The organism is Actinacidiphila yanglinensis (assembly GCF_900107965.1).
In the GTDB taxonomy this organism is placed as follows: domain Bacteria; phylum Actinomycetota; class Actinomycetes; order Streptomycetales; family Streptomycetaceae; genus Actinacidiphila; species Actinacidiphila yanglinensis.
In genome coordinates, this window is the sequence record NZ_FNVU01000007.1 from 24,079 (window position 1) to 42,453 (window position 18,375).

Genomic DNA, 18,375 nt, shown 5'->3' on the forward strand with positions numbered 1-18,375 from the left:
CGGGACTTCCTAGCGCTTGAGGTCTTCGGGCCCGAAGGCGTCGGGCAGGACGTCGCTCATCGGCCGCACCCCGCGCGGGGTGTCGACGAGCAGGTCGGGGCCGCCGTGCTCCCACAGCAGCTGCCGGCAGCGCCCGCACGGCATGAGCAGGTCGCCGCGCAGGTCGGAGCAGGTGAAGGCGACCAGCCGGCCGCCGCCGGAGGCGTGCAGGGCCGAGACCAGCCCGCACTCGGCGCACAGCGCGACCCCGTAGGCGGCGTTCTCGACGTTGCAGCCGACCACGGTGCGGCCGTCGTCGGTGAGCGCGGCCGCGCCGACCGGGAAGCCGGAGTAGGGCGCGTACGCCCGCTCCATGGCCTCCCGGGCGGCGCTGCGCAGCGCGCGCCAGTCCACGTCGGGCCCGGGCACGGCCGCGGGGGCCGGCCCCCGGTCGCCCGGCCCCCCGGCGTCCTGCGTCATCCGCTCTGCCCCTTCCGGTACGGGAGCCCGTCCGCCTTCGGCATCCGCAGCCGCTGCGCCGACAGGCCCATGACGAGCAGCGTCACGACGTACGGCGTGCCCTCCACGATCTCGTCGGGCACGGAGTCGGTCAGCAGGTACCAGACTGCCAGCAGCACCGCGAAGCCCAGCGCCACGGCCGCGGCGATCCGCGCGCCGCGGTAGAACTTCCACAGCGCCATCGCCAGCAGCAGCACCGCGATGAGCAGCAGCAGCGCGTGCACGGACGGGCCGCCGTTGCGCAGTTGGAGGCTGTCGGCGTAGCCGAAGAGCCCGGCGCCCATGGCGAGGCCGCCCGGCCGCCAGTTGCCGAAGATCATCGCGGCGAGGCCGATGTAGCCGCGGCCGCCGGTCTGGCCTTCGAGGTAGAAGTGCGTGCTGATGGCGAGGAAGACGCCGCCCAGCCCGGCCAGCGCGCCGGAGATGACCACGGCCGCGTACTTGTACGTGTACACGTTGACGCCCAGCGACTCGGCGGCCACCGGGTTCTCGCCGCAGGAGCGCAGCCGCAGGCCGAACGGCGTCCGCCACAGGACGAAGAAGGTCCCGACGAACAGCACGATCGCCAGCAGCGTGATCGCGGAGATGTTGGTGACCACGCCGCCGACGATGCCGGCGAGGTCGGAGACGAGGAACCAGTGATGGGTCTCGACGGTATTGAGCCAGTGCGACAGGCCCGGCACGGTGAAGTGCTTGACGTCGTCGAGTTGGGGCGACTGCCGGTTGGTGCCGCCGTGCTGGGCGGCCTTGCCGACGTTGAACCACCGCTTGGCCAGGTAGGTGGTGACACCGGAGGCGAGGATGTTCATCGCGACGCCGGCGATGATGTGGTCGACGCCGAAGGTGACGGTGACGATCGCGTGCACCAGGCCGCCCAGGGCGCCGCCGAGGACACCGGCCAGTACCGCCATCCAGGCGTTGGTCTGCCAGCCCGCCCAGGCGCCGAAGAACGTGCCGAGGATCATCATGCCCTCGAGGCCGATGTTGACCACGCCGGCCCGTTCCGACCACAGGCCGGCCAGTCCGGCCAGGCCGATCGGCACCGCGCCGGCCAGCGCGCCCGCGACCTGGCCGGAGGAGGTGACGTCCTCCGCGCCGGTGATCGCCCGCACCGCGGAGACGGCTATCAGCGCGCCCGCCACGATCAGCAGGATCACCGGCAGGGTGAGCTTGATCCGGCCGCTCGCCCGGGCACCGGCCTTGGCGGAGGGCGCGGAGGGCGGCGGGGTCTGTGTCGTGGTGGCGCTCACGCCGCAACCTCCTGCTTGTCGTCGGTACCGGCGGCGGCGAGTTCCGCGCCCACCTGACGTTGCTGCCGGGTGAGTCCGTAGCGCCGTACCAGCTCGTAGGCGATGACCACGGCGAGCACGATGACGCCCTGGATCACCCCGACGATCTCCTTGTCGTAGCCCTCGAACTCCAGCCCGGCGGAGGCGCGTTCGAGGAAGGCCCAGAGCAGCGCGCCGACCGCGATGCCGACCGGGTTGTTGCGGCCGAGCAGGGCGACCGCGATGCCGGTGAAGCCGATGCCGGTCGGGAAGTCGTTGCCGTAGTCGTAGGACTGGTTGAGCAGGGTGGGCATGCCGACCAGGCCCGCCATGGCGCCGGAGATCAGCATGCTGGTGATCATCATCCGCTTGACGCTGACGCCGCTCGCCTGGGCCGCGGACTCCGAACGGCCCACCGTCCGCAGGTCGAAGCCGAAGCGGGTGCGGGAGAGCAGGAACCAGTAGATGACGCCGGCCAGCACCGCGAAGACGATGAAGCCGAAGACCGGGTCGGTGGCGGTCTTGAAGCTGAACAGGTGGCTGGAGACCGGGATCGGCTTGGTGGACACCATGTTGGCGTCCTTGTCGAGCACGCCGAGCCGGCCGCCCTGGAGGAAGTAGCCGATCACGATGCCCGCGATCGAGTTCAGCATGATCGTGGAGATGACCTCGCTGACCCCGCGGGTCACCTTCAGCACGCCGGCGATCGCCGCCCAGATCGCGCCGACCGCCATGGAGGTCAGGATGATCACGGGCACCTCGACGACGCCCGGGATGGAGATCGCGCCGCCGACCACGGCCGCGAAGAACGCGCCCAACTGGTACTGCCCGTCGACGCCGATGTTGAACAGGTTCATCCGGAAGCCGATGGCGACCGCGAGCCCGGCGAGGTAGTACGTGGTGGCCTTGTTGAGGATGTAGACCTGGCTGTCGGTCTTGTCGCCGTAGTTGACCATCACGTCGAACGCGTGGAACGGCTCCTTGCCGGTGGCCAGCAGCACCAGGGCGGTGACGATCAGCGCCCCGACCACGGCCAGCACCGGCGCGGCGATCCCCAGGACCACCCGGTCCTTGTCGAACTTCTTCATCGGTCCTCTCCCCCGGCCTGCTCGCCGATCCGGGGCTGCGCGCCGTCCCCGGTCGGTGTGCCGTTCCCGGCCTGCTGCTCAAGGTGGCCGGAGGCGGCGCCGGTCATCGCCGAACCCAACTGCTCCGGCGTGATGGTCGACGGGTCGGCGTCCGCGACCAGCCGGCCCCGGTACATCACCCGCAGCGTGTCGGACAGGCCGATCAGCTCGTCCAGGTCGGCGGAGATCAGCAGCACCGCCAGGCCCTCCCGGCGGGCCTCGCGGATCTGGTCCCAGATCTGTGCCTGCGCGCCGACGTCCACACCCCGGGTCGGGTGCGCGGCGATCAGCAGCTTGGGCAGGTGGCTCATCTCGCGGCCGACGATCAGCTTCTGCTGGTTGCCGCCGGACAGCGAGGCCGCGGTCACCTCGATGCCGGGGGTGCGCACGTCGTACTCGCGGACGATCCGCTCGGTGTCGCGGCGGGCCGCGGCGGTGTCGATCAGGAAGCCCTTGCTGTTGGGCTGCTCGGTGACGTGGCCGAGGATCCGGTTCTCCCACAACGGGGCTTCCAGCAGCAGGCCGTGCCGGTGCCGGTCCTCGGGGACGTAGCCGATGCCGTCCTCACGGCGGCGGCGGGTCGGGGTGTCGGTGATGTCCCGGCCGTCCAGCTGGAGCGATCCGCCGTCCAGCGCGCGGATCCCCATGATGGCCTCGACCAGTTCGGCCTGGCCGTTGCCCTCCACGCCCGCGATGCCGAGCACTTCGCCCTTGTGGATGGTGAAGCCGATGTCGTCCAGCACCGCGCGCTCGGTGCCCTCGGGGTCGACGGCCACCAGCCGCAGCCCGGTCACGGTGAGCATCGGCTCGTCGGTGACGGTGGACTCGCGGGTCTCCGGCGAGGGCAGTTCGCTGCCGACCATCAGCTCGGCGAGCTGCTTGGCGGTGGTGCTGCGGGGGTCCGCGCTGCCCACGGTGGTGCCGCGCCGGATCACGGTGATCTCGTCGGCGACCGACAGCACCTCGCCGAGCTTGTGCGAGATGAACAGCACGGTCAGGCCCTGGGACTTCAGCCCGCGCAGGTTCTCGAAGAGCGCCTCGACCTCCTGCGGCACCAGGACCGCGGTGGGCTCGTCGAGGATGAGGATGCGGGCGCCGCGGTAGAGGACCTTGAGGATCTCCACCCGCTGGCGGTCGGCCACGCCCAGGTCCTCGACCAGGACGTCGGGCCGCACCCCGAGACCGTAGGCGTCGGATATCTCGGTGATCTTCGCCCGGGCCCGGCCGCCGATGCCGTGCAGCTTCTCGCTGCCCAGCACGATGTTCTCCAGCACGGTCAGGTTGTCGGCGAGCATGAAGTGCTGGTGCACCATGCCGATGCCGCGGGCGATCGCGTCGCCCGGGTGACCGAAGGAGACCTGCTCGCCGTCCACCGCGATGGTGCCCTCGTCCGGCTTCTGCATGCCGTAGAGGATCTTCATCAGGGTGGACTTGCCGGCGCCGTTCTCGCCCACGAGGGCGTGCACGGTTCCGCTGTGCACGACGATGTCGATGTCGTGGTTGGCGACGACCCCGGGGAAGCGCTTGGTGATGCCGCGCAGTTCGACGGCCACCGGGCCGCTGTACTCGGGCGGCGGCGGGGTCGGTGCGGGTGGACTCGTGGACGCGTTGATGGCGCACTCCCCTCGGGGAAAGGCTCGGGCGGGCGGAACGTGGGGGTGAAGGTATCGCGCCAAGATGTATCTACGCGCGTCGTCCCGAAGATCCACAGCACGAAGAAGGGGCCCGGCGGGAGGTGCCGCAGCAACCCCCCGCCGAGCCTCCGTGTCCCTGTCCTGCTGTGTGTCTCCGGGTGGCCGGCGACGGAACCGCCGCGCGGGCGGCCGGTCGCCGGGTCACCCGGTTCGGGTCACGGGGTGGACTTGACCTTGATCTGCCCCGACACGACCTTCTGCTTCGCGGCGTCCAGCTGCGCCTGGACGTCGGCGAGGAAACCGCCCGACGTGGCCAGCGACACACCGCCGTTGGAGAGGTTGTACGAGTTGGTGCCGACCTTCGGCTTGCCGTCGTGCACCGACTTGATCAGGTCGTAGACGGCGACGTCCACGTTCTTGATCGCCGAGGTGAGGATCTGGTTCTTGTACTTCGCCAGCGCCGGGTCCTCGTGCTGGTCGGAGTCGACGCCTATCGCCCAGGTGCCGGGCTTGCCGGCGATCGTCTGGATCGAGCCGTCACCGGACAGGCCGGCCGCGGTGTAGATGACGTCGATGCCCTTGTCGAGCATGCCCTTGGCCTTGCCGGCCGCCGCGGCCGGGTCGTTGTAGCCGCGGTCGTCGGTCTCGTACAGGTACTGGTCGGTGACCTGGTCGCCCGGCTTGGTGTCCTTGACGCCCTGGTCGAAGCCGGCCTGGAAGGTGCCGATCAGGGTGTTGTGCACGCCGCCGATGAAGCCGACCTTGCCGGTCTTGGACTTCAGCGCCGCGGCCACCCCGGCCAGGTACGAGCTCTGCTCGGTGGAGAACACCATGCTGTCGACGTTGGGCGCGCTCACCACGGAGTCGACGATGGCGAAGGTGGTCTTGGGGTACTTCTTGGCTATCTTGGTGACCGCGTCGCCGTAGGTGTAGCCCACCGCGACGACGGGGTTGTAGCCCGCGCCGGCCAGCTGGTCCAGCCGCTCCTCGCGGTCGGACTCGGTGTCGGAGTTGCTGGCCGTCTGCTCCTTGGACTTCAGGCCGAATTCCTTGGTGGCCTTGTCCATGCCGCGGGCGGCGGAGTCGTTGAAGGAGTGGTCGCCACGACCGCCGACGTCGTAGGCCATGCCGACGCCCTTGTCCTTGCCACCGCTGTCGGTGGAACTGCTGCCGCACGCGGTCGCGGTCAGCGCGAGGGCCGCGGACACCACACCCGCGGCAGCGATCTTGGATACCCGGCGCAAGAGGGTCCCCTTCAGTTCGAAAGCGCCCCGTCCGGCGCTGGCTAAGCCGGAGCTTAACGCGCGTAGATCCCAGGTAAAGACCGCATGAAGACCCGTTATCGGATCGACGCATTTCGACCAGGTGAAGCCCCGGTAGCCGGGGCTTCACCCCCTGTCAGGACAGCAGCGCAGCGGCGGTGAACAGCTCCACGCCGACCGCGATCGCGCCCTCGTCGATGTCGAAGTCCCCTTGGTGCAGGTCGCGTTTGGTGGTGTCCCCGACCGGCCGGACGCCGAGCCGGGCCAGCGCGCCGGGCACGTGCTCCAGGTACCAGGAGAAATCCTCCCCGCCGAGGCTCTGTTCGGTGTCCTCCACGCTGTGCCCGCCGAACCGGCGGACCATCGCGTCGCGCAGCAGCTCCACCGAGGTCGCCTCGTTGACCACCGGCGGGACCCCGCGCTGGTAGGTGATCTCGCACTTGGCCCGGTACATCGCGGCGATCTGGTCGATCACCTCGTGCACCAGGTCGGGCGCCTCGTGCCAGGCACCCAGCTCCAGGCAGCGCACGGTGCCCTCGAGTTCGGCGCGCTGCGGGATGACGTTGGCCGCGTGCCCGGCCTGGATCCGGCCCCACACCAGGCTCAGCCCGGCGCGCGGGTCGACCCGGCGGGAGAGCGCGGCCGGCAGCTCGGTGGCGAGCTTCGCCGCGGCCATCACCAGGTCGGTGGTCAGGTGCGGCCGCGCGCTGTGGCCGCCGGGGCCGTCCAGCGACAGCTTCAGCTTGTCCGCGGCCGAGGTGATCGGGCCCACCCGCAGCCCGATCCGGCCGACGTCCACCTTCGGGTCGCAGTGCACCGCGAGGATGCGCTCCACACCGTCGAGCACCCCGGCCTTGATCGCGTCGAGCGCGCCGCCGGGCATGATCTCCTCGGCGGGCTGGAACACCAGCCGCACCGGGCGCGGCAGCCGCCCGAGCCGGTCGAGGTCGGCGAGCACCAGGCCGGTGCCGAGCACCACGCTGGTGTGCGCGTCGTGGCCGCAGGCGTGCGCGCGGCCCTCGACGGTGGAGCGGTAGGGGACCGCCTTGGTGTCCGGGACCGGCAGCGCGTCGAGGTCGGCGCGCAGCGCCAGGCGCTTGCGCCCGTCGCCCGCGGCGCCGATGTCGCAGACCAGCCCGGTCCCGCCCGGCAGGACACGCGGGCTGAGCCCGGCCTGCGCCAGCCTGGCCCTGACCTGCTCGGTGGTACGGAATTCCTGCCGGCCGAGTTCGGGATGGCGGTGCAGGTCGCGGCGGAAGGCGATCAGTTCGGCGCGCAGGTCGTCGCTGAGTACGGCCTCGTCGGGCACGCCGGACTGCGCTGCGGGTGAGTCGTTCACCTCAGTTAGGTTATGCCTCACGACCGGCTCCTCATCGGGTGATCGGAAAAAAACGATGTTCTGCTGTGAAGATCTGGAGGAGAAGAGTCGCCCGTTCGGCGCATACCTGGTCATCCTCTGGGGTATGCCCACCCTTTTGGGGTCGAGGCATGAACACCCTCATAGTCGCGCAACGACGGCGCTCCGGCGAGGCAACGCCGTACGGTCACCGCCGCCTCACACGTGCGGCCCCACACCGCTGACCTCACGCGTCACGGCGCGGCGTCCTCGGCCGGGTGGGCGGGCGCCCAGCGCAGCCCGGGGGTGCCGGCGCCGATCAGCGCGACCGCGGCCACGCACAGCAGCCCGCCGCTGACCAGCGCGGCCGTGCCCGACCAGGCACCGGCGACCAGCCCGCCGCGCATGTTGCCGAGGTCCGGCCCCGCTTGGCCGACGATCTGCTCGGCCGCGCCGACCCGGCCGAGCATCGCGTTCGGCGTGTGCAGCCGCACGATGGTGCCGCGCGAGACCACCGCCACCGTGTCGGCCGCGCCCGCCACCACCAGGCAGCCCAGCGCCGCCCACGGCCGTGTGGACAGGCCGAAGAGCGTCAGCGCGACGCCCCACAGCGCCGACCCGCAGAGCATCACCAGGCCGGGGCGCGGGAGCCGGGTGAAGGACCCGGACAGCACCGAGGCACCGATCCCGCCCACCGCGATCGAGGTAAGGAACAGCCCGAGGGTGCGCGGGTTGCCGCCGAACCGCTCGGCGTTGACCAGCGGGAAGAGGCTGATCGGCATGGACAGCACGGTGGCCGCCAGGTCGGTGAGCAGGGCGCCGCGGACCGCCGGGGTGCGGGCGAGGAAGGCCAGTCCGTCCGCGACACCGCGCAGCCCGGGCCGGGCGGGTTCGTCGCCGGGCATCATCGCCGGCAGTCCGAGCAGGCCGTACAGTCCGGCGGCGAAGGACAGCGCGTCGACCAGGTAGCAGCCGCCGACGCCCCACGCGCCGATCACCAGGCCGCCGACCGCGGGGCCGACGAGCATCTGGGCCTGGAACGCGACCCGGTTCAGCGCGAGCCCGGCGGCCAGCGACTCCTTGGGCAGCAGCCGCGGCAGGAAGGTGCCGGACGCCGGTCCGGAGAACGCGCCGAAGGACGACTGCGCGGCGATTACGGCGAGCAGTCCCGCCGCCGGGAAGCGGGCGCCCAGCCCCTGGACGGCGAGCAGGACCGAGCACAGTGCCTGGCCCAGCGCCATCGCCAGGCACAGCCGGCGCCGGTCCACCCGGTCCGCGACCGATCCGGCCGGCAGCCCGAGGGCGACCACCGGTACCGCCTGGGCCAGCCCGGCCGCGCCGGTCCACACGGTGCTGCCGGTCGACTGCCACACCTGGTACATCACGGCGACGAGCGTCATCTGCCCGCCGAACCCGGAGATCGCCCGGCCGGTCCACAGCCGCCGGAAGGCCGGGGATATCCGCAGCGGGGTGGTGTCGACCAGCAGGTGTCTCACTGCCATTCCGGGTCCTCCGCCAGGAGTGCGCGGATCCGGTCGTGGAAGCTGCGGCGCTCCAGCGCCTGCTCGATGTCGGTGACCACCCGGCTCAGCGGGTAGGGCAGTTCGGCCTCCAGCTCGACCAGTGCCCGCTCGGTGGCCTGCCATTCGGCCGCCAGCCGGGAGGCGAGCCGGCGGGACTTCGCGGTGAGCGCGACCCGCTTGGTACGGGCGTCGGAGCCGGGCACGGTGCGCACCATGCCCGCCTTGCGCAGGGCGGCCACCTTCTGGCTGACCGCGGAGTGGGTCAGGTGCACGGACGCGGCCAGCTCGGTGATGGTCATCGGGCCGCGGGCGTGCAGCCGCAGGAGTTCCATGACGTGGGTGGGCCGGATGCCCTCGATCGCCGCGCCCGCGTAGAGGCGCGCGATGTCGTCGTCCATCGCGGACAGCAGCAGCCGCAGCGGCCGCCACACGCTCTCCTCGGAGGGATCGAAGGACTGCGGGCGCGGTGCCGGTTCGTCGCTCGTCATGGGATCGATGTAACAGCACTTATATAAGTACTGTCAAAAATTTGGGCGGTGCCGGGCCGGGCCGTGGCCCGGAAGGACGCGAGGAGGAGAGGTCGCGGGTCGGGGAGGACCCGGGTCAGGAAAGCGGCGCCTGCGCGGACGGCGGGCCGGTGACGGGCGGGGCGGCGGGGGCGGACGGGGGTGCGGGCAGGGACGGGCACGCCGGGTCCGTCACGTCCCGCTGCCAGCCGGAGCCGACGACCTCGATCCGGACCGCCGAGGAGGACGCGCCACCTCCGGCCGCGGTCGGCGCCGCCCCGCCGGAGACGGCGACGGCTTTCGGCGAACCCAGCGCGCCCGCCGCCGTGCACGCCACCTGCCGCATCGCCAGGGTGTCCGGCGCCGGCCGCCCGCCGGGCAGCCGCACCGTGACCGTCTGCCCCTCGGTGTGGACCGCGACCGCGACGGGCGGCCGGGGCAGGCGCGTGGTGAGCTCGCCGCCCGGTTTCGGCGGGCCGGCGAAGAGCAGTTCGACGGCCGCGGTCACCGGATCCGCCCCGGGCGGTACGTCGCGGACAATGGGACGCAGGTTGTCGCCGTCCAGGAAGTAGACCGGCACCAGGGAGGACCGGCGCTCGGGTGCGGGCAGCCCGCTCGCGGGCACCCCGACGTCGACCACACCGGTGGTGGGCACCCCGCACCCGGCGAGCAGCACGGCCGCCGCTCCCGCCGCGGCGACCGCCGCGCCCGCACGCCACCCGGTCACGAGGCCCGCCCCGGGTGCCCGGCCGGCAGGTCGACGGTGAAGACGGCGCCGCCCGCGGGGTCGTTCCGCGCCTGGATCCGCCCACCGTGCAGCCGCACGTTCTCCGCGGTGATCGCCAACCCGAGCCCGCTGCTCTCGCTGCGGGTACGCGCCGAACTGCCCTTGTAGAAGCGCTCGAAGACGTGCGGCAGCACCTCCGGGGTGATCCCCGGCCCGCGGTCGGCGACCACCAGCCGCGCCCACCCCTCCCCCGACGGCTCCCGGCGCAGCTCCAGGGAGACGGTGACCGGGGGCGTGCCGTGCCGCAGCGCGTTGCCGACGAGGTTGGCCACCACCACGTCGAACCGCCGCGGATCGACCGGCATCCGTGCCGCACCGGGCGGTGGCAGCCGGACCGCGACCTTCTCCTGCCAGCCGCGCGCGGCCAGGGTGCGCCGCACCGACTCGGCCAGGTCGATCTCGTCCAGGTGGAGTTCGGCCGCGCCCGCGTCGAACCGGGAGATCTCCATCAGGTCGTTGACCAGCCGGACCAGCCGCTCGGTCTCCTCGCTGATCAGCTGGACGGCCTCGGCGGTGCCCCGTTCCAGGTGCGCCGCCTCGTCGTCCAGCACGTCCGTGACCGCCGACATCGCGGCCAGCGGTGTGCGCAGCTCGTGGGAGACGTCCGCGGCGAACCGCCGGGACTGCTCCTCCATGCGGCGCAGTTCCGACACGGACCGCTCCAGCGCGACCGCCGTCTCGTTGAACGCCGCGGACAGGTCGGCGAGTTCGTCGGAGCCGTTGACGCTGAGCCGGGTGTCGAGGTGTCCCGCGGCCATCCGGCGGGTCGCCTGGCGCAGCGCCCGGACCGGGCGCAGCACGCCGCGGGCGACGAACAGCGCGAGCAGCACCGCCAGGCACAGCGCCGGCACCGCCGCCCGCTCGACCGCCCCGACCAGCGCGGTCACGTACTGCTGCTCGGTGGTCTGCGGCACCACCAGGTAGAGGGTCAGCCCGGATCCGACCCGGCCGCCTTCGCCGTCGCCGTAGACGACCGGCAGGCCGACGACGAGCGAGGAGCGGCCGCCGGTGTGCACCCGCTGGAAGACCGCCACCGACCGGGTCCGCACCGAGGTGCGCAGCGTGCCGGTCAACTCGGGGAAGCCGTCGCCGGGTGCGGAGCCGGCCCGCAGGTCGCCGTAGGTGGCCAGCACCCGCCAGTGCTGCGAGCGGTGGGTGGAGGCGAGCTGGTACACCAGCGCGTCCAGCCCGGACTGGCCGGGCGGGGCGGGCACGCCGGGCGTCAACGCGTCGACGCTGTCCCGGAACTGGTTCACGACGGTGTCCTGGCTCTGCTGGAGCACTCCGGTGCGGGCCTCCCGGAAGGTCAGCGCGCCGGTGCCGAGCGCGCTCACCACCGCGATCAACCCGAAGCCGGCGACCAGCCGGAACCGCAGGCTCCGCACCGCTCCGGGCATCCTGACCATGGACGGCGACCCGCTCTCACGCGGCGCGGAAGCGGTAGCCGAAGCCGCGCACCGTCTCGATGCAGCCGGGGCTGCCGCCGAGCTTGCCGCGCAGCCGCTTCACGCAGGCGTCCACCAGCCGGACGTCCCCGTGGTAGCTGTGCTCCCACACCAGTTCCAGCAGCTGCTGGCGGCTGAGCACCTGGCCGGGCGAGGCCGAGAGGGCCAGCAGCAGGCGCAGTTCGGAGGGCGCGAGCGGAACCGGCTCGCCCCGGTAGGTGACCACCAGGGCCGACCGGTCGACGACCAGGTCGCCGAAGGTCCGCGGCCGCGGCCGGGTCAGGCCGGTCGCGTCGGGGTCGGTCCGGCGCAGCACCGCCCGCATCCGCGCCTCCAGCACGCTGGCCCGCACCGGTTTGACCACGTAGTCGTCCGCGCCCGCCTCCAGCCCGACGACCACGTCCACGTCGTCGCCGCGGGCGGTCACGATGATGACCGGGACCTGGTCGCGCTCGCGTATGCGGCGGCAGACGTCGAGCCCGGACATGCCGGGCAGCATCAGGTCGAGGACCACCACGTCGGGCCGGTGGGAGCGCAGCAGGGGCAGCCCCTCCTCGCCCGTGGAGGCGGCCGCCACGACGTGCCCGCGGTGCCGCAGCGCCCACTCGACGGCCCGCCGGACGGCCGGGTCGTCTTCGATCAGCAGGACGCGGGACACGCGCATCAGTATGGGCACGCCGCGCCGCGGGCCAACCCGCGGGAGGGCCGGGCGGGCCATCTGTTGCAGAACGGTCACATGGGCCACCGGACCGCCATCGCCCCCCAACAGGCCACATCCGCCACACCGTTACCGATCCGTGACCGTACGGACCAGGCGCGATCACGTGCCGCGGCGAGCCTGGAGGCCGCACGCACGGTGCGCGGTCCTCCCCCCTCGACCGCCCGTGCGGGCCGGCGGCACGGGACGGGACCCCAGGGGTCGCGCCGTGCCGCCGTCGTGCCGGTGATCGGAGAGGACGTGGAATGGGCAGGGCGCGCAGTCGGAGTGCGAGTTCACATGCGGGCGGGCGGGCCCGCACCGGCCGGGGGGCGTACCTGCTGTTCGGGATGATCTTCCTGGCGCTGCTCGGGGCGACGGTCTACGCGGTGAAGTCGGGCGGTCAGGCCCACGCGGGCACCTCGGCGGCCTCTGCCGCCCCGGGCGCCCTCCAGGACGGCGCGCCGTCGATCGAGGGCGACACCCCGCCGCAGGAGACGGCCACCCCGAAGGCGACCCCGAAGGCGAGCGCGTCGAAGCCCGGCACCGCGAAGGTCCCGACCCACGGCACCGGCACGTTCAGCACCGCGGACGCCTCGGCTCAGCCGGTGGGCCACGGTGACATACGCCGCTACGAGGTCCAGGTCGAGGGCGGCACGGGCGTCGCGTCCGCATCCGCCGCGCGGGAGATCCAGGACATCCTCGGGGACCCGCGCGGGTGGACCGACGACGGCCGCGACGGCTTCCAGCTCGTCTCGTCCGGGCCGGCCGACTTCGTGATCAAGATCGCCACGCCCGACACCGTCGACGACATCTGCGGCGCGGCAGGCCTGCACACCCACGGCGAGGTCAACTGCGACGTCGGTGCCACCGTCGTGGTCAACCTCAAGCGCTGGATCCTCGGCTCGCCCGAGTTCGACGGCCCGATCCACGACTACCGCGCCCTGATCATCAACCACGAGGTCGGCCACCGCATCGGCCACGGCCACGAGGGCTGCCCCGGCACCGGCAAGCTCGCCCCCGTCATGATGCAGCAGATCGACGGCCTGCACGGCTGCAAGGCGAACGCCTGGCCGTACGACAGCAACGGCCACTACATCCAGGGACCGCCGGTCGCCTGACCCGGTCCCCCACCCCGGGGGCGGGCGGTCGATCAGCGGCGCGGGCCGAGCAGGCGGCCGTACAGGTCCAGCAGGGGCGCCGACTCGGTCTGCCAGGACCACTGGCGCAGCACGTCCACCCGGTCGTACGCCTTGCGGTAGCGGCGGGGGTTGGTCAGCACCGCGCCGACCGCGCGGACGAAGTCGGCGGTGTCGCGGGCCCGGAACACCTCGCCGTTGCCGACCTCCAGGGTGGCCGCGGCCATCGCCCGCACGTCGGAGACGACCACCGGCAGCCGGGCGTGCGCGTACTCGTAGTAGCGGGTGGCCAGCACGGTCTGGTGGTGCGGGAGTTGATGCACCGGCAGCACGCCGATGTCGGCCGAGGACAGGAACGCGGGGACCTCCGGCACCGGTACGTACGGCAGGACGTGCAGCCGGGCGTGCACCCCCAACTGGGCGGCGCGGTCCAGGAGTTCGGCCAGGTGCGGGTGGTCCGGGTCGGGCACGACGAACGCCGCGTGCAGGTCGTAGAGCTTGGGCAGCGCCTCGATGACGGTGACCGGGCCGCGGTCGGGGGTGACCGGGCCGGCGTGCACCAGCAGCGGGACGTCGGGGCCGAGCCGGCAGCGGGCCCGCACGCCCGCGTCGCGGCTCGCCGGCGCGGAGGTCAGCGGCGGGGTGTTGCGGACGACGGCGGGCAGCGCGGACAGGCCGTGCCGGGCCCGCAGTTCACCGGCCAGCCGGTCGCCGACGGTGACCACGCCGTCGGCCTCGCGGGCGTACGAGCGCAGCAGCGCCTCGTCCGTGACGGCGGCCCTGCGGGTGGGCGCGGGGATGCCCGGGGGCGCGTCCCACACCACCTCGATCCGGTGCCCGGCCCCCTCGGCGCGCAGCGCGGCCCTGATCGCCAGGGCCAGCGCGCGGTGGCCGAGCGCGTGGATCAGGTGCGGGCGGACCGAGTCGAGCACCGGCCCGTACGCGATCTCCTGGTCCAGCAGGCCCGGGTCCAGGCGGCGCCAGGCACGGCGGCCGAGCAGCAGGCGGGCGAGCCCGGCGACGAGATCGTCCAGCCGCGCGTCCGGCGTTCCGCGCCGGTGCACCGCGGCCCGGTGCTGGGCGGCCCGCAGGCCGGTCCAGCCGGCCCGGAGCCCCAGCCGGACCGCGCTCATCGCGTGGCCGGTCCTGGCGAACGCCTGCAACGGCAACGCACGGTGCACCACGTCCAGTTCGGCCGCACGCGTGGCCAGCAGGGAGCGGTGGGCGGCGACGAGCGCGGTGCGGCGCTCGTACGACTCGGCGCTGCGGTAGGCCAGCGGCCAGCGCAGCCCAGGGCGGGGGCGGCGCTCGCGGTACCCGCCCAGGGCGGTGCCCACGGCCACGTGGCGTATCTCGGCGCCCGGTTGCGCCGCCCTCGCGGGAGGCGCGCCGATCAGCGTGACCTGGTAGCCGGCGGAACGCGCGGCGGCCGCCACGCGCATCGCTCGGGAGTCACCGTCGAGGGCGCCGTCGGTGAGGACGGCCACGCGCAGGGTCGGCAGGGTTAAGGGCTCCGCCATTCCCGTATCCGACCCCATCGACATGATCAAGGGGTTACGCGCGGTTGGCTACCGGGCGAACACCGCCAGGTGCCGCCCACGTCAACGGGCGCCCCGCTACGTCAGGTTGTGCAGTTCGCGGGCCTTGTCGGTGATGTCGCTCAGGAAGGTGTGGGCGCGGGGGGAGGCCGCGGTGGTCAGCCATTCCTGGTCGATGTCGCAGACGGTGATCGTGACCCCGGTGCCCGCCAGTGCCAGCGGCAGCGTGTGCACGACGGTCGAGGGGAAGGACAGCACGGACCGCCCGATCGGCCCGCGGCGGGCGACGAGTTCGAGCGGGAGGTCGGGCCGGACGATCTCCAGGCCGGTCTCCGCGGCGAGCCGGTGCAGCTTGGCCGGGGACTCGCGGCGGTGCGCGAAGTACCGCCGGGCACCGTGGCGTTCGGCCAGCCCGCGGACAACGGTGAGGTAGCGCTCGGGGTCGACCACACCCGTCTCGACCAGCGAGGTGCCGATCAGGTCGGTGCCGGACAGCGTGCGGGGCGGCCCGAACCGCCCCCGGGTCCACGCGAACCGGTTCGCCCGCACCGCCATCCCCGGCGGCGGCGTGGCCGGCATCGCGCTGAACAGCTCGATCCGGTGCCGGCGGCCGGGCGTGAGGTGGCGGCGCGCGGTCCGGGCGAAGAGCCCGAAGGCGACGTCGCCCGGGGAGCGGCGGCGCCCGCTGCGGTGCCAGCGCACCAGCTTCCCGCCGCGGGCGAGGATCTCGGTGAACTCCATGGTCGCGGTGCCGTCGTCGACGACGGTGATGTCCTTCGCCCGGCACAGCGGCAGCAGCACCTGCACCAGGCGGGAGAACGGGTCGCCGATCACCAGCCGCTTCACCCGCAGCAGCGTCGGGGCCAGCGCGCACGCGGTGCGCAGCAGCCCGCCGCGGCCACCGCGCGCCTCGTACCAGCGCACCAGCGCGCCTTCGTCGCGGGCGAGTTCGGCCATCCGCTTCAACTGGCCGCGGCTGGTGGGGTCGGCGGGCGAGAGCACGACGATGGTGAGGGGCTCCGCCGGTTCGCCGGGTGCGGCAGGCGGGCGGACGTGCCCCCACTCCAGCACGTTGAGCAACTGGACGGGGGACTCGACGAGCGCGACAGCACCCGGTGGGGCGGGCCGATCGGCCATGAGGGTTCCTTTCGGAAGGCGGCTGCACGGTTCCGCCGTTGGTGCGGGACCGGGCCCGCCGGGCGTTGCGGTCCTTCCGCGGAAGGACCGCAACGCCCGGGGGCGCCGGGGGTACTCCCCTGGTCTCGCCGGGCCCCGGCCCGCCACCGGCAACTGGTCGGGGAACCGGTGGAAGGCGGCGGCCCGGGCGGGGCCGTCAGACCGCGGCGTCGGCCGCCTGCTGCTCGGCGACCACGCCGGGCACCCGGCGCAGCTTCTTCATCGGGCCCAGCTCGCCCTCGTAGACCTTCTTGACGCCGTCACCGAGGGAGGTCTCGATGATGCGGATGTCGCGGACCAGGCGCTCCAGGCCCTGGGACTCGACGGAGGCGGCCTGGTCCGAGCCCCACATGGCGCGGTCGAGGGTGATGTGGCGCTCCACGAACACCGCGCCGAGCGCGACGGCGGCGAGCGTGGTCTGCAGGCCGACCTCGTGGCCGGAGTAGCCGACCGGCACGTTCGGGAACTCGGACTGCAGGGTGTTGATCATGCGCAGGTTCAGCTCTTCGTGCTTCGCCGGGTACGTCGACGTGGCGTGGCACAGCACGATGTTGTCGCTGCCGAGCACCTCGACCGCGTGCCGGATCTGGCGCGGCGTGGACATGCCGGTGGACAGCACGACGGTACGGCCGGTGGCACGCAGCGCCTGGAGCAGCTCGTCGTCGGTCAGGCACGCCGAGGCGACCTTGTGCACCGGCACGTTGAACTTCTCCAGGAACTCGACCGAGGGCACGTCCCACGGCGAGGCGAACCAGTCGATGCCGCGCTTGCGGCAGTACTCGTCGATCGCGCGGTAGCCGTCCTCGTCGAACTCGACGCGGTGGCGGTAGTCGATGTAGGTCATCCGGCCCCAGGGGGTGTCGCGCTCGATCTCCCACTGGTCGCGCGGGGTGCAGATCTCCGGGGTGCGCTTCTGGAACTTGACCGCGTCGCAGCCCGCGGCGACGGCCGCGTCGATCAGGGCGAACGCGTTCTCCAGGTCGCCGTTGTGGTTGATGCCGATCTCGCCGGTGATGTACACGGGCTGGCCGTTGCCGATGTGGCGCGAGCCGACGGCACGGAGGTTGGCGGGGAGGGAGGTGGTCACGAGGTGTTCCTTCACTACGGGGTTGGGACAGGGGGATGGCGCAGGCCGGAAGGGTTGGGGAGGAAGGGGGACGGCGGCGGGCCGCTCAGCGGGCGAGCGTGGGGCCGAGCAGCCAGGCGGCGATCTCGCGGATCGCGCCGTGGCCGCCGTGGGCGCTGGTCACCGCGCGGGCCGCGGCGCGCACCACGTCATGCGCGCCGGCCACGGCGACCGGCCAGCCGACCAGGCCGAAGCACGGCAGGTCGTTGACGTCGTTGCCGGCGTACAGGACCCGCTCGGGGGCGATGCCCTGCTCCTCGCACCACTGCTTGAGCGCGAGGTCCTTGCGGTCGATGCCGTGCAGTACCGGCACCTGGAGCTTGCGGGCGCGGGCGGCGACGACCGGATTGGTCTCGGTGGACAGGATCAGGACGGGCACGCCGGCCTTGCGCAGTGCGGCGACGCCGAGGCCGTCGCCCCGGTGCACCGTGACCGCCTCGTGGCCGTCGGAGTCGATCAGCACCCGGTCGTCGGTCTGGGTGCCGTCGAAGTCGAGGACGACCGCGTCGATGTCGTCGCGGCGCGGGGTGGTGGCACCGGCGTCGAGCAGCGGGGCGAGCGCGCGGGCCCGCTCCAGGTCGGCCGGCTCGTCGATCTCCAGCACCCGGGCCGGGTCGGTCCACACCAGGCTGGTGCGGCCGAAGAAGCGGTGGCCCGCGGTGCGGAAGCCGTCGGCGCGCATGCCGTAGACCGCGCCGGTCTCCAGCAGGTCCTGCGGGCGGTCCTGGCGGCGCGGGCGGGTGGTCTTGTCGTGGTTGACACCGACGCCGTTGCCCGCGTCGGTGCCGTCCTCGCGCCAGACGAAGCCGTGGAAGGGCGCGACGGTGTGCGCGGTGTCGGCGCCGCCGTCGGTGATCTCCGCGACGACACCGTCGAGTTCGTCGCCGGTGATGAACGGGCTGGTGCACTGGACGAGCAGCACCACGTCGGCGGCGGAGCCGCTCATCGCCTCGTACGCGTCCATGGCGTGCAGTACGGCGGCCTCGCTGGTCGCCGTGTCGCCGGCGATCGCCGCCGGCCGCAGCACCACTTCGGCGCCGGACACCCGCGCCACCTCGGCGATCGCGGGGTCGTCGGTGGAGACCAGCACGGCGCTGACCCGGCGCGCGGCGGTGCAGGCGCGCACCGCGCGGGCCACCAGGGGCACCCCGCCGACCGTCGCGACGTTCTTGCCCGGGACGCCCTTGGAACCCCCGCGGGCCGGGATGACGGCGAGGACCCGGGCGTCGGCGGCCGGGGCGCGGGGTGGCTCCCCCGCTGACGTGATGGTCTGGGTCATCGTGCGGCTCCTGTCGTGGCGGTGGTACTGGCCG

At 73.1% G+C, this 18,375-nt stretch carries 16 protein-coding genes; 1 reads left to right on the plus strand and 15 read right to left on the minus strand.

Translation table 11 applies throughout. From position 1 onward, the window contains the following. Positions 1-9 precede the first annotated feature (9 nt). The 11 genes from C4U44_RS17530 to C4U44_RS17580 form a co-directional block, all read right to left on the minus strand. Entirely contained in the window at positions 10-459 is a 450-nt protein-coding gene (locus C4U44_RS17530) for a cytidine deaminase (protein ID WP_103886775.1), read from the minus strand. Continuing rightward, positions 456-1,748 (minus strand): ABC transporter permease, encoded by a 1,293-nt coding sequence (locus C4U44_RS17535; RefSeq protein ID WP_103886776.1) that lies wholly within the window; start codon positions 1,746-1,748, stop codon positions 456-458. The genes C4U44_RS17530 and C4U44_RS17535 overlap by 4 nt, the downstream gene beginning before the upstream one ends. Next, positions 1,745-2,854, minus strand: coding sequence for an ABC transporter permease (locus C4U44_RS17540; RefSeq protein ID WP_103886777.1), 1,110 nt, complete (start codon positions 2,852-2,854; stop codon positions 1,745-1,747). Before C4U44_RS17540 ends, C4U44_RS17535 begins: the two co-directional genes overlap by 4 nt. Then, complete coding sequence (locus C4U44_RS17545; protein WP_407642850.1) at positions 2,851-4,569, minus strand: ABC transporter ATP-binding protein; 1,719 nt, start codon at positions 4,567-4,569, stop codon at positions 2,851-2,853. Before C4U44_RS17545 ends, C4U44_RS17540 begins: the two co-directional genes overlap by 4 nt. A gap of 173 nt (positions 4,570-4,742) precedes the next feature. After that, positions 4,743-5,771, minus strand: a complete 1,029-nt coding sequence (locus C4U44_RS17550; RefSeq protein WP_103886778.1) for a BMP family lipoprotein — start codon at positions 5,769-5,771, stop codon at positions 4,743-4,745. A 154-nt stretch (positions 5,772-5,925) separates the two neighbouring features. Beyond that, positions 5,926-7,128 (minus strand): M20 family metallopeptidase, encoded by a 1,203-nt coding sequence (locus C4U44_RS17555; RefSeq protein ID WP_407642851.1) that lies wholly within the window; start codon positions 7,126-7,128, stop codon positions 5,926-5,928. Between the two features lie 251 nt (positions 7,129-7,379). After that, positions 7,380-8,627 carry an MFS transporter gene (locus tag C4U44_RS17560; RefSeq protein WP_103886780.1) on the minus strand — a complete coding sequence of 416 codons (1,248 nt, stop codon included), beginning with the start codon at positions 8,625-8,627 and terminating at the stop codon, positions 7,380-7,382. Continuing rightward, positions 8,618-9,136 (minus strand): MarR family winged helix-turn-helix transcriptional regulator, encoded by a 519-nt coding sequence (locus C4U44_RS17565; protein WP_103886781.1) that lies wholly within the window; start codon positions 9,134-9,136, stop codon positions 8,618-8,620. The genes C4U44_RS17560 and C4U44_RS17565 overlap by 10 nt, the downstream gene beginning before the upstream one ends. 115 nt (positions 9,137-9,251) lie before the next feature. After that, positions 9,252-9,881: a GerMN domain-containing protein gene (locus C4U44_RS17570; RefSeq protein ID WP_103886782.1), complete on the minus strand. Its 630-nt coding sequence runs from the start codon at positions 9,879-9,881 to the stop codon at positions 9,252-9,254. Beyond that, positions 9,878-11,326, minus strand: a complete 1,449-nt coding sequence (locus C4U44_RS17575) for a sensor histidine kinase (protein WP_322973637.1) — start codon at positions 11,324-11,326, stop codon at positions 9,878-9,880. The genes C4U44_RS17570 and C4U44_RS17575 overlap by 4 nt, the downstream gene beginning before the upstream one ends. A gap of 37 nt (positions 11,327-11,363) precedes the next feature. Next, entirely contained in the window at positions 11,364-12,044 is a 681-nt protein-coding gene (locus tag C4U44_RS17580) for a response regulator transcription factor (RefSeq protein ID WP_103886783.1), read from the minus strand. 305 nt (positions 12,045-12,349) lie between these two features. Between C4U44_RS17580 and C4U44_RS17585 the strand changes: the two genes are divergently transcribed. Further along, positions 12,350-13,204, plus strand: a complete 855-nt coding sequence (locus C4U44_RS17585; protein ID WP_103886784.1) for a DUF3152 domain-containing protein — start codon at positions 12,350-12,352, stop codon at positions 13,202-13,204. A 32-nt stretch (positions 13,205-13,236) separates the two neighbouring features. Here C4U44_RS17585 and C4U44_RS17590 read toward each other — a convergent pair whose 3' ends face one another. From C4U44_RS17590 to C4U44_RS17605, 4 genes are all read right to left on the minus strand, one after another. Further along, complete coding sequence (locus C4U44_RS17590; RefSeq protein ID WP_103886785.1) at positions 13,237-14,742, minus strand: glycosyltransferase family 4 protein; 1,506 nt, start codon at positions 14,740-14,742, stop codon at positions 13,237-13,239. Between the two features lie 96 nt (positions 14,743-14,838). Beyond that, complete coding sequence (locus C4U44_RS17595) at positions 14,839-15,897, minus strand: hypothetical protein (protein WP_103886786.1); 1,059 nt, start codon at positions 15,895-15,897, stop codon at positions 14,839-14,841. 196 nt (positions 15,898-16,093) lie between these two features. Further along, positions 16,094-17,023 (minus strand): N-acetylneuraminate synthase family protein, encoded by a 930-nt coding sequence (locus C4U44_RS17600; RefSeq protein WP_103886787.1) that lies wholly within the window; start codon positions 17,021-17,023, stop codon positions 16,094-16,096. Between the two features lie 85 nt (positions 17,024-17,108). After that, the gene (locus tag C4U44_RS17605) at positions 17,109-18,341 is read right to left on the minus strand and encodes an acylneuraminate cytidylyltransferase (RefSeq protein WP_103886788.1); all 1,233 of its coding nucleotides are present in this window, start codon (positions 18,339-18,341) and stop codon (positions 17,109-17,111) included. Between the last annotated feature and the right edge of the window lie 34 nt (positions 18,342-18,375).